The organism is Thalassotalea eurytherma (assembly GCF_030161415.1).
GTDB lineage: Bacteria > Pseudomonadota > Gammaproteobacteria > Enterobacterales > Alteromonadaceae > Thalassotalea_G > Thalassotalea_G eurytherma.
Window position 1 is genome coordinate 94,485 of sequence record NZ_BSSU01000014.1, and the last position, 12,783, is coordinate 107,267.

The window sequence follows — 12,783 nt, forward strand, 5'->3', positions numbered from 1 at the left end:
TCTCCGAGCTATCTGATACAAGAGGAATTAACTTAAAACGCATAATTGGCTCCTAAATAAAACTGGCGACCAAAGAATTGCGTGGTACCGGTAAACTGTTTAGAACCAAAGTAACTTTGCGTCGGTTCGTCGGTTAAGTTATTCACCTGAAATAACACACTTAATTGCTCTGTTACGTCATATGACGCCTGCATATCAACAACGATTTCATCATCAAAATTAACAACTTGCTCATTAACACCCCATTGTTCAGAAACAAACTCACTACGGTAACGCGCATTTAAACGTGTTTCGAAGTCTTTGTAGTTCCAAAATAAGGTTGCGTTTAAGACATTTTCTGAAAGACCAGGTAATGACTGTGTGCGCGTTTGCCCACCAAGATCAGTAAAGAATTCCACTTCACTTTTGGTGTATGAGTAGCTTACGTTTAAACCTAAACCAGACCATAAATCTGGTAAGAATGAGAAGATTTGCGTATAGGCAAGTTCAATACCTTTAATGCTACCGCCTTCTTCATTGTTGATGGCCGTAGTATATGTACCAACAGGATCAACTGTTACCGGCACACCGCTCAACTCATCTTCAATAGTTTCAGGCACATAGAAGCCATTAGCGCTAAAATCAAAATTATAAATTGGCAAGGTTTGAACAAAAGATTCAATATCTTTATAGAAAAACGCGGCAACAAAAGCACCATCTGTATCAGCGAAATAACGCTCATATGAGATATCGTATTGATTAGCGTAGAAAGGTTTCAAGAACGGATTGTTATCACTGTTACCCGAAATTTCGCCATCATCGTTAATGTTGGTACTCAAGTTAGAAACCAAGCGATTAATTTCTGGACGAGACATTACTTTCGCCGCAGCAAAACGAATTTGATCGTTGTCTGTGACTCTAAAGTTTAAGTTAATCGAAGGTAAGTAATCGGTATATTTCAACCCTAAGCGCTTGAATGCGTAATTACTATTAACTAAGCCAACCTGATCAACAATTGGCGTTGCGCCAGCAGACACGTCACCACCAACATCTTCATACACGGTTGAAGACTGATCGGTATCAACCATGCGAATACCGATGTTACCCGTTACCGGAATATCGCCAATTTCAGTATCAATATTTGCCATGACATAAGCAGACACGACTTTTTCGAAAACATCACCACTTTGCAATACCGACCAAGAGGAGTTGTTGTCGATTACGCCTTCGCTATTCGCACCCCATGTTTGCACAGGTTGTGGGATACCATTTGGGAACCACGCCGCCAATGCCGAATCTAGATCAATCGCTAAGTACGATGGGAAATATGAAAAGTCACCTTCCCAATTCACTACTTCAACCATGTCGTCGGTTAACTGCAAAGGTGCTTCTCTACTCGAAAATGCACCATCGTTACCATACTGATAAAGTGAACGGTCGTTGCTATATTCACGCTCAGAATATCGAGCACCAAACTCAATCGATGAGAAAAAATCGTTATCTAAATCGTATTGCAGATCTAGACGAACCGCTTTAAGTTCATCTTCATTTTGAAAAGGGTAGATACCGTACTTACTCACCATTAAACGGTTTGTGTCGGTAAAAGCGTCGGCTTGGTTAAACCCAACGTCAGGCAAATCTAACCCGTTTAACAAGTAAGACAGCGATACATTAGTGTCAAAAACAGGCGTTTCTGCGTTCGCATCTTCTGCAACTAACGCCCATAACAAACCATTGCGAAAATCATTGGTGGCATTTGAGTAAGAAAGATCAAGGTCGGCAGTCAAACGTTCTGTGATCTGCCATTGTAAATTCAAACCATAGTTTTGAATTTCATCAAAGTCTTGGTTGTCATCATTTACCGTTTCAACACGCGTAAAACTTTTGGTAGTACGATTAATTGTGCCACCTACCATCGCATTTTCGGCAATAACTGGATTAGCATAAGCGGCATTTTCACCACCAAACTTTACACGAAATCCACGTGCAAACGTCTTACTATCAAATTTAGAGACAAACGCATCAGCACGTAATTTAAATACGTCGCTTGGCGCCCATTCAATTGCACCAACATAACCATTACGCGTTTCTTCACCACCTAAATGTTGAAGCTCAAAACCTTCTGAAATGTATTCTTTGTCAATATCGCGTTCCGGATTTGCGCTACCGTCATCGTAAATTGGACCATCAGTATCACCGTCAACTAAATCAATATCTTTAACACCGTTGTAGGCAAAACCAATAAACTGTGTGGCAACACTAGGCTGATAAAGTCGCGCATAGCCTAACGCGACACCAAGTGTTTCGTCTAAAAACTTGCCTTGATATGACAGACTTAAACGATGACCAAATTCATTAGCGTCTTGTACTTCACTCGCGCGGTCGTTATACATGCCACGCGCGTTAATATTAAACTTATGATCTTGATCGATACTTAATGGGCTTGCCGTTTTTAACTCAACGGTTCCCGCTACACCACCTTCAATTAATGAAGCCTTGGGGGATTTGTAAACCGCCGCTTCAGTAATTAATTCAGACGGGTATTGGTCAAACTCAATACTACGGCTACCGCTTGTTGACACTTGTTCTCGACCATTTAATGTCGAAAATACAAAACCACCGTCCATACCACGAATGTTAATTTCGGCTGCTTGTCCACCGGTTCGAACCGCGGAAATACCGGGTAGCCGCGTTAAGGCATCAGCCATAGAAACATCAGGTAAGGCACCTAAGTCATCAGCTGAAAGTTGCTCTGTTACGGTATCAGCAAAACGCTTTGCATTGATTGAATCGATTAGTGATTTTCTAAAACCAGTCACTTCGATGACTTCAATTTGATCATCTTGTGCATTATTCGCCGTTTGCTGTGATGCTGTGTTTGCTTGTTCAGCTGACTGTGCCAAAGCACTAGCTGAAATCAAACCACATGACAACAACGCAAGCGACAATTTGCTTGGCTTAAACATGTTATCTTCCCCAGATTACTCTCTGTTTTAGCTAACTTTTTGTTAACTTATTATTTTTTATAAAACACGTTTGTCGCGCTTAAAAAAGCACCACAACTAACCACTTTATGAAACTACGTAGAGAACACCTACGCATTGCATACGTATTCAAAACTGAGCAAAAAACGATAAAACCAATAAAAAACAACTCATTTGATCAGACAGACATTAAGAGTAATTACTCGAAAATCGGCGGAAGTCTAGAAGGGGCAAAGACGGATAAAAAATGAACGAGAATTTACTTTTTTAAAACCTAATTAACTTTTTGCTAACGGCGTCATTTTTGAATACGTATGCATTATGAATAGTCTATCTTCTTATTAGTGATTTAAATCGCTAGATTAAAATGAATTTATTACTGACCACCAAATTGAGCACTTTTTATGCGCGTTTTATTAACTAGCCTCCTGTCATGTGCTGTATTGATAGCTTGCCAAGATCAGCCAACTAAGCTTTCTAACACGTCATCATCGATAGAAGTTAGCCAACAAAAACTCTCTAACTTACCAACTGATTTTGCTGGTCACTGGTTAACAAAAGAGTTAATTGCTTTACCAAAATCTGCAACTGAAGAATATGCACTGAGTGCTTTACCACTCGCTAATGCGACAAAAGAAACTTCGTCATTAAAGACATTTGGTCTGATAAAAACGCAGTTCCCTACGCACCTAAAATCTCAATACCCTCACCTAGCTGATTTCGAGGCTTATCAAATCAACATTGATGAGAAGAACACGAGAGCGCTGATAAAAAGTCGAGTCGGAGTACTTGCTTTAGATCAGCAGCAACCAACCGCAATTCATCATCTACAAACCAGTTATTTACTTGATGAGCTTTATACAAAAAATGACAATGATGCCGATGATGTGGCTGATTACGGCGCGGTGCTGACAACCAATGGCACACAAGTAAAGTTATGGTCACCAACTGCCCTATCAGTTGAGGTTAAACTCTTTGACCAAGCGAAAAATTTTGTTGCCAATCATGCGATGACACTGGATAACAACACGGGCATATGGTTGTTTAAAACACCGAAGAATCTAGACGGTTACTTCTATCAGTATGACATTAAAAACTATCACCCACTAACGCAAAACATTGAAACCTTCACCACTACTGACCCATATTCTTTAAGCCTATCCACCAACAGTGAGCACTCACAAATTGTAGATTTGGACGCACCATCCACTCAACCAAATGGCTGGTCAACTCAGCAAGACCCACAAATAACACACAAAGAAGATGCAATTTTTTACGAAGTACATGTGCGTGATTTTAGCGCTGGTGAGCGTGCGCTTTCTGATGAAAGTAATCGAGGAAAATACGCTGCCTTTGGTGAGCAACAATCCTATGGCATAAAACATTTGCAGCGATTAAAAAACGCAGGTTTAACCCATATTCATTTATTACCTGTGTTTGACATAGGTACCGTTAATGAAGAAGCAGGCGTTGCTTTTGCGCTATCAGACACCGTTGAAAAAGTTTGTCAGACGCGTCCTGAAGTAAGTGTTTGCTCAAAAGAATATGCACCAGATTTAAGCTTACAAGAAATATTAACTGGCTTTGATCCGTTATCAAACGACGCACAACATGTGATTAGTGAATTGCGTGAGTTTGACAATTACAACTGGGGCTACGACCCATTTCATTACACTGTGCCTGAGGGATCTTATGCCAAACAGCCTGAAGGGAAAGCGCGCTTAATAGAGTTTCGCCAAATGGTACAAGACATCCATAACATGGGATTTCGTGTCATTATGGATGTTGTGTATAACCACACGCATAAAGCAGGTTTAGAGCCAACCGCTGTGCTCGATAAAATTGTGCCTAATTATTATCATCGTCTGAACCCAATATCAGGTGCAATTGAGCAATCTACTTGCTGTGACAATACCGCTACCGAACGCGTCATGATGGAAAAGCTGATGATTGATTCATTAGTTGTTTGGGCAAAAGACTATAAAATTGATGGTTTTCGATTTGATTTAATGGGCCATCAACCTAAAGACGCCATGCTACGAGCAAGAGAGGCGGTTCATGCGGTTGATAGCGACAATTACTTTTATGGCGAAGGTTGGAATTTTGGCGAAGTCGCCAATAACCAACAATTTATTCAAGCCAGCCAACTTGAGCTGGCCGGCAGCGAAATTGGTACCTTTTCAGATCGATTACGCGATGCCGTCCGTGGGCCAGGTATTAGCGTATCGGGTAACGATATACGAAGAAACCAAGGTATTGGTAATGGCTTAGGCACTATCAACAACGAACTACAAAATGAAGCTGGTGCTCCCGATTACCAATTATTACTTGATCATACACGTATTGGTTTAGCTGGCAATTTAGCGAACTACCCACTGACGCTTCAATCGGGTGAAGTCGCATTGGCTAAAGAAGTACCTTATGGCAACCAGCCAACGGGCTATGCTTTAGATCCGGCAGACACCGTTAACTATGTGTCAAAACACGATAATCAAACATTATGGGACAACAACCAATATCGCACTGACTTTTCAGTAACTAAAGCCGAAAGGATCCGTATGCACATCCAAAGCCTAAGCTATGTGATGTTAGGCCAAGGTATTCCATTCTTGCATATGGGTTCTGAATTAATGCGTTCAAAGTCTTATTTACGTGACAGTTATGACTACACCGATTGGTTCAATTATGTTGATTTTTCAAAACAAAATAATAACTACCATGTTGGCTTACCGCCAGCAGAAAAAGACCAAGAAAACTGGCCATTGATTAGCCAAATTATACGTAGGAATAATGGTAAAGACCGCGTCAATGCAAATGACATAGCTTTTTCTTCGGCACTATTTGAAGAGCTATTAAAAGTAAGAACAAGCAGTGACCTATTCCGTTTAACCACTGAACAGGCCATTGTTAATCAACTCAGTTTCTTAAATACAGGCCCTAATCAACAAATCGGGCTGATTGCTATGCACTTAACTAAAACAACAAGCGACAGTTCGCCATATACAGACATTATTGTGCTGTTTAACGCTAACCGACAAGCCGTCAACTTTAACTACGCTGATGCCGCTGGTTTTACCTTGCATCCGGTGCAGACACAAAGTGCCGATAGCATCGTAAAACAGAGCAAAACAACGGCTAACGGGTTTACGGTTCCAGCAATTACCACAGCCATTTTTGTTAAATAATACCGCGGTTGCCAATGACAACTTTATCGTTGGCAACTATACCTAATCATAAAGAGTTACAACAAAGTGAATAGTAACGAGAGTCACATGAAAAAAATAATTACCCTAGCTACTTCGATTTTGCTTAGCCCATGGCTAATGGCAAAAACCGTTGAAGTGACATCACCAAATGGCGAGATAGTATTGACAGTCAGTGATGATAACAGCCCAAGTTATCAAGTAAGCTTCCAAGACAAATCGGTAATAGAAGCCTCTAAACTGGGGATGTCATTCAAAAAAGCCCCTAGCTTTGGCGAAGGCTTTACTATCGAATCAGTTAAAACACAAAGCCACAGCTCAAGTTGGGAACAACCTTGGGGTGAGCGCAAAGAAGTCATTGATCAGCACAACGAGCTTGTGGTGACCTTTAGTGCAGATCGCAAAAAAGCCCATACCTTTGACGTAAAATTTAGAGTATTTGACGATGGCCTTGGTTTTCGCTACGAAGTTAAAAAGCAAAAAGGCTTAACGGGCGACATCAGCATTATTGATGAAGCGACTGAATTCGCGATTAATGATGGTGAGAATGCCACAGCTTGGTGGATTCCAGCACGTGGTTGGAATCGATACGAGTATATTTACAAAACAACCAAGCTAAAAGAAGCACCGTTAACTCATACACCACTGACGTTTAAATTGACCAATGGTACTCATGTTTCAATTCATGAAGCGGCACTCGTTGATTACGCAGGTATGACACTAAATCAACGCCGACCTGGCACGCTAAAAGCTGACTTAACACCATGGTCTGACGGCACGTTGGTCAGAAAACGTCACAACTTCACAACCCCTTGGCGCACCATTCAAATTAGTGAACAAGCCACAGGATTATTGAATTCTGATTTAATTCTTAATCTAAATGAGCCTAATAAACTAGGCGATGTTTCTTGGGTAGAGCCAGGCAAATACGTAGGTATTTGGTGGGGAATGCACATCGCAGAAAATACTTGGGGCAGTGGTGAAAAGCATGGTGCAACAACTAGTGAAACAATTCGCTATATGGATTTCGCAGCAAAATATGGATTTGACGGTGTTTTAGTCGAAGGCTGGAATGTTGGCTGGGACGGAGATTGGTTTAACAATGGAGATATTTTTAAATTTGATACGCCATATCCAGATTTTGATATTGATAAAATAAGCAAACATGGTGAGAAAGTGGGTGTTCGCCTAATTGGTCATCACGAAACATCAGGTAATGTCTCAAATTACCGCGAACAAATGGCTGATGCTTTTACTCTATATAAAAAACACAATGTTGCCCAAGTCAAAACAGGCTATGTTGCCGATGCAGGAAACATTAAACGTATAGATAAAAACGGCCTTGTTCGTAAAGAGTGGCATGATGGTCAATTCATGGTAAATGAGTACTTGTTTAATATCATGCAAGCGGCTAAATATCGCATCAGTATCAACACCCATGAGCCAATCAAAGACACGGGTTTACGTCGTACTTACCCGAACTGGATTACTCGTGAAGGCGCTCGTGGTCAAGAATACAACGCATGGGGAACTCCTCCAAACCCGCCAGAGCATACGACTATTTTACCATTTACACGCATGTTATCAGGGCCGATGGATTTTACCGCTGGTACGTTTGATATGAGCTTTAATGGTTTAGGAGACGACACCAATCGCCCGCAAACAACCTTAGCCAAACAACTAGCGCTGTTTGTTGTTATCTACAGCCCAATACAAATGGCATCTGATCTACCGCGCAATTACGAAGCAAACTTACCGGCGTTTCAGTTTATTCAAGATGTGCCAACAGATTGGGAAAAATCAGTCGCTGTTGCTGGTGAAATCGGCGAATACGTTGCATTTGCTCGCCAAGAGCGCGATGGAAAAGATTGGTATCTAGGTGCGGTAACTGACGAAAATGCTCGAGAGCTTGCATTAAAACTCGACTTTCTAACGCCGGGTAAACGTTATCAAGCACAAATTTATCGTGACGGTGACAAGGCTGAATGGAAAAACAATCCTTACGAGCTTGTTATTGAAGAAAAAACAGTTAAAGCAAGCGATACCTTAAAGGTAAATCTAGCGACAAGTGGTGGCGTAGCCATTCGCTTTAAAGCGTTGTAATGTTTTTAAACTTTCGGCTGTTAGGCACTATTCCCGTCTAATAGCCGATTGTTTAATCAGTGAGATATTTCCCCAGCCGTTCAAGTCCATCCGCAAAATTCTTTTGCCCTAGCCCTAAGCGGCAATAAGGTCCTTGCATTGAAAATAGGCTAGTCGGCAATAATAGAACGCCAGTTTTTTCAGCTAATTGTTTTGCCCAGTCCTCCATTGATTGCCCATTTAACAAAGACTCAGAAAACTTGATCACCGACAAAAATCCAGCACGAGGTTGATGCCAGCTAATTTCAGGAAACTGCAGTAAAAACTGTTTGAATAGCTGAATATTTTCTTCAACTATCTTAGTGTTGCGTGCCAATATTCGTTGGCTATTTATGAGTGCTAATTCTGCGAAATACTCGTCGATAGCACTGGTACAAATAGAGCCTTTTACTTTCTGTGCTAACAATTTCGTTGTAAGCCCTTTATCTTTAGTTACTGCCCAACCGAGTCGAATACCAGCTAAACCAAAACTCTTAGACATCACATTAATAAATACCGCTTTGTCATAATCGACATTACGTTCTGAAGAGCGTTTTTGATACTGGGTTGCTTGAGATACGTCATCAATGATCAAATAGCAATCATGCGCTTGGCAACGTTCAACGATACGTTCAATTTGACGACTGCCAATAGTCATACCTGTTGGGTTGTGGGGAGAGTTAATAACAACTAATTTAGTTGATGACGTTATTGCCGCTTCTAGTGCTAACCAATCAGGTTGCCAATGATTATCAAAAGATAAAGGTATCGCTTTTAGCGTTGCGCCAAACTCTACAGCCATTGATTGCAAAGACGGATAACTTGGTGTCATCACAACAACATGATCACCGGGCGATAGTATCCCTTGATAGACAGCACGCAATGCTTCTTGAGCGCCAGCAAACGTTATAACATGTTTTGCTTTAACCCAAGTTTGCTGATAAGTTTCTTGATGAAACGTTGAAATAACTTGGCGAAGCGATTTTTTCCCCTGAATACTGGCATAACCCAACTCTAATTCGGCGAGTGACGAACGCTGACCATCACAATAGGCAAGTAGGCTATTTACCGTTAAACTTTGCCCACCTGAATGACTCAAATTGATCGCAATATCACCTTCAACCGACTGACTAAAGGCTATATGGGGAGGCAACAAATGATGGTTCATTTATTTTTTTTGCCACACAGAAGCGTGCATTAAGCTCATCGACGCTTGTCTGTAATTTTGAGGCACTATTTTAGTTAATTGCTCTTCTTCTAGACAGTCAAACTGTAACGAGAGCAACTGACTTACGGCATCAAAACCGGTAACATTTTCACCATTAATTTTGCAACCACCTAGTCGTTTTTCAACCGGCACTTTATCTTGGTTAATACTGTAATCAGTCACTAAAATAAAGATCCCGTTTTCACTTAGACGATCAGAAACCTGATTGAGAAAACGCTTGGCATCGTAACATTGCTCGAGTAATTGTTGAGCAACTATTACATTATAGTTATCAAAAATAGGTTTTAAGTTGCCAGCATCACCTTGGCTAAATAACACGTGTTTCGGTTGGATATCGCGGCCATTGAATTGACCAATTTGAGATAACGTGACTTCATTAAAATCAACAATATCACCTTCATGCTCGAGAGAATAACGCAATGCTTCACCTTTCTGGAGTTTTACTGCGTGCTGTATGTAGCGAGCAGAAAAATCAACACCATCAACATGAGAAAATACTGAAGACAACAGGAAGCTTGTTTTACCCACACTGCAACCAAGCTCTAGCAGCCTACTTGGCTTTATATCGTATTGATTGACGAAGTAATTAACCTTTTGCGCCAGTTGCTCCGCATAGTTTGGCATCGCAAATTGGTGGTCACCACCTTTGGCGTAATAACAAGCCAATTGCTCGCAAATTTCACGGTTAGTTTCATATTGATTAACAGCAATATCAGGAATTGTTTCATCTTTGCTTTCAACATAGCGAAAGCCAACATGTTGCATAAAGTGTCGGCGAAAAGCGTAACGAGAATATTTTATTGCTTCATTCCCTGTTGAGATCCACGAACCACCTTTGATTAAATTATGCTTACCATCAAAGGTTGGCGTTGAAAAGTCATCGTAAAGTGGATGCACTTCAAAACCATTAAAACCATCGATAGCAGACTCTGTCCATTGCCATACATTACCGACAATATCGAAAAACTGTTTATGCTCATATCGATTAACAGGACAAGATGAGGCGAATTGCTCTAAATTGAGGTTTCCTCTGGTTTCTGCCCAGTCAGTGATATCGCCTTGAATAAGGTCACGCAGGCAATACCACTCGGCTTCACTTGGTAAACGTATGTGTTTGCCTGTTAATTCTGCCTTCCAGTTACAAAAAGCCTTGGCTTCTAAATAATTAACCTCAACAGGCCAATCGAAGGGTAGTGGCATTTCTTCAAGTAAATTTCTTTGGAAATACTGACCATTAGTTTTTCGCCAAAAGCGTGGCATTTTTGCTTGTTTAAAGGCTAGCCAGTTTTGCCCTTCTTCTGTCCAATATTTAGGTGTTTGATAACCACCAGCTTCGACAAAGCTTAAGAATTCACCATTTGAAACGAGGTATTGAGAAGCACTAAAATCAGGTACTTCTACACTAGCCTGACCGTATTCATTATCCCAACCATAGGTATTAGCATCGCGGGGTTTACCTAGCTGCACAATGTGACCAGCCACCGGTATACATCTATTCTCAGGCGCGTTACCCGTTAGCGAGCATGACTGCCAATCATTGTTTGCCGTAAGATATTGGCTGTCTAACATTCGCATAATAACCGATGACGTTTCAAGATGAATACGTTCATGTTCACAGCCCATTAAAATCACCCAAGCGAGAGAGTCTTGCGTGATAGGCAGCGTTAACGGCATATCGTCAATGAGTTGTTCTATCAACGCGAAAACTTGATGACGGTATTCACGCACTTCATCAACACTTGGCCAATCATAATGCGTTGAGTCAAGATCATCCCAACTCATTTCATCAACGCCAACGGCACAAATAGCTTCTAATTTTTCACTAACCCGTGCATTGATATATTTTCCTAACATCAGCTTATTAATGAAAAAAGTTGCCGTGTGGCCGTAATAAAAAACTAGAGGGTGTCTTAGTGGTTCTGGTCTTAAGAAAAAAGCGCTGTCATCGTTTATTAGGCTAAACAATGCTTCATAAGTGTGCCATGTATTTTGAAAATAGCGTTTTATTTCATCACGCTTCGCCTCGATACAATCCCCCTGTAACAAGACGGTTTTCATTTGATGTTTAGTAATATTTGTAATACTCATAAATGTATTCTATTTATAAAAATGGGCTGTTTTTGATAATTTGCCAATATTTGTTTTTTTAATAACTGACCTGCATTAGCCGGTAAAGTCGACGACAACGAATCCTCATTACGGTGTAACCCCACTAATTGATCAATTTTTTCTGCAAACCACCTGTCATTCTCAAATAAGCTAATCGCACCTTGTGTATTAGCACCATAATTGGCATTTGTTTCATCTTCGTGATCATACAAGGATGAAGGTAACGCCGTTGATTCAATACACGCTTTAGCATCTAAAGGCGCTTCGCGATGTTTTATAAAAGCGTCAAGGCTTTCAATAATATTAAGTAATGCAAAAATAACATTGATGTAAGGATCGTATAACGAACTTGCAGCACCTAGTCGATGCTCTATGCGTGCCGTTGCATGCCAATCCTGCTTACTGACCAGAACTTTTTCATCTGCACCATAAATGAGCGGCTCTAATCCCATGGCTTGGTTGTGCTTTCCTTTATCTTTATATAATGCAATGCTGCCCTGATGCCCGCCTGAGATATCATAAGGTGAGCATAGTTCGTCAAATAAACCATATTGAGTTTTTAGGGCAAAGCGCTCAAACGCTTCCTCTTCAGGTAAGTAAAGTAAGCAGCAAGATAAGCTTGTCTGTAAAAAAGCCTCTTGAAGACGCTCTCCAAAGCCGCGTTCCACCATCAAGTTTTTGCCATTATTTAACACTGATACATTCATTTGTATGGCGTTAGGGATATGAACCGCACGACGATCCTGACAAAATATTTGTGTTGAACCAGTCACCATTTTTCCTTGGTCACCAGACCAAACAACCGGTTTAATACTTACTTCACCAAAGTTAAATTGACGAAACGCTTCTGGTAGTTTTTCAAGCACAAACGCTAAGTTTTGTGCTTCTTTGAGTGGTGATTGGCCAGCGAAGTCACTAACAAACTCCCATTGATTATGCCAATATTCAGGGATTATTGTGCCTTCGATATTATGTTTTACTAACCAGTTGTTTAACAAATTAAAATTAACCGGCACGTGCTTTTCAGTATTTCGAAAACAACCTTCTAGTTCAAAATGAACTTTCGCGTCAAAGCCTTGCTGGCTAATAACGTTTTGTAAAAACTGAACGATGTTTGCCGCTAATACATGTCGTGTTATAGATAAGCTCGTCAAGGGAG

6 protein-coding genes are annotated in these 12,783 nt (G+C 40.7%); 2 read left to right on the plus strand and 4 right to left on the minus strand.

Annotated features, from left to right (window positions below; translation table 11 throughout):
- Window positions 1-32: 32 nt before the first annotated feature.
- On the minus strand, window positions 33-2,945 hold the full coding sequence (locus QQK02_RS14180) for a TonB-dependent receptor (protein ID WP_284208748.1): 2,913 nt from the start codon (window positions 2,943-2,945) through the stop codon (window positions 33-35).
- 422 nt (window positions 2,946-3,367) lie between these two features.
- Here QQK02_RS14180 and pulA point away from each other — a divergent pair, with 422 nt between their 5' ends.
- Window positions 3,368-6,148: a pullulanase-type alpha-1,6-glucosidase gene (gene pulA, locus QQK02_RS14185; protein WP_284208749.1), complete on the plus strand. Its 2,781-nt coding sequence runs from the start codon at window positions 3,368-3,370 to the stop codon at window positions 6,146-6,148.
- An 87-nt stretch (window positions 6,149-6,235) separates the two neighbouring features.
- The gene (locus QQK02_RS14190; RefSeq protein ID WP_407705047.1) at window positions 6,236-8,269 is read left to right on the plus strand and encodes a glycoside hydrolase family 97 protein; all 2,034 of its coding nucleotides are present in this window, start codon (window positions 6,236-6,238) and stop codon (window positions 8,267-8,269) included.
- A 52-nt stretch (window positions 8,270-8,321) separates the two neighbouring features.
- Here the strand turns inward: QQK02_RS14190 and QQK02_RS14195 are convergent, their stop codons facing one another.
- The 3 genes from QQK02_RS14195 to QQK02_RS14205 are packed head-to-tail and all read right to left on the minus strand — an operon-like array spanning window position 8,322 to window position 12,778.
- Window positions 8,322-9,455 carry an aminotransferase class I/II-fold pyridoxal phosphate-dependent enzyme gene (locus QQK02_RS14195; RefSeq protein ID WP_284208750.1) on the minus strand — a complete coding sequence of 378 codons (1,134 nt, stop codon included), beginning with the start codon at window positions 9,453-9,455 and terminating at the stop codon, window positions 8,322-8,324.
- Window positions 9,456-11,603 carry a 5-histidylcysteine sulfoxide synthase gene (gene ovoA / locus QQK02_RS14200; RefSeq protein WP_284208751.1) on the minus strand — a complete coding sequence of 716 codons (2,148 nt, stop codon included), beginning with the start codon at window positions 11,601-11,603 and terminating at the stop codon, window positions 9,456-9,458.
- Window positions 11,600-12,778, minus strand: coding sequence for a hypothetical protein (locus QQK02_RS14205; RefSeq protein WP_284208752.1), 1,179 nt, complete (start codon window positions 12,776-12,778; stop codon window positions 11,600-11,602). The genes ovoA and QQK02_RS14205 overlap by 4 nt, the downstream gene beginning before the upstream one ends.
- Between the last annotated feature and the right edge of the window lie 5 nt (window positions 12,779-12,783).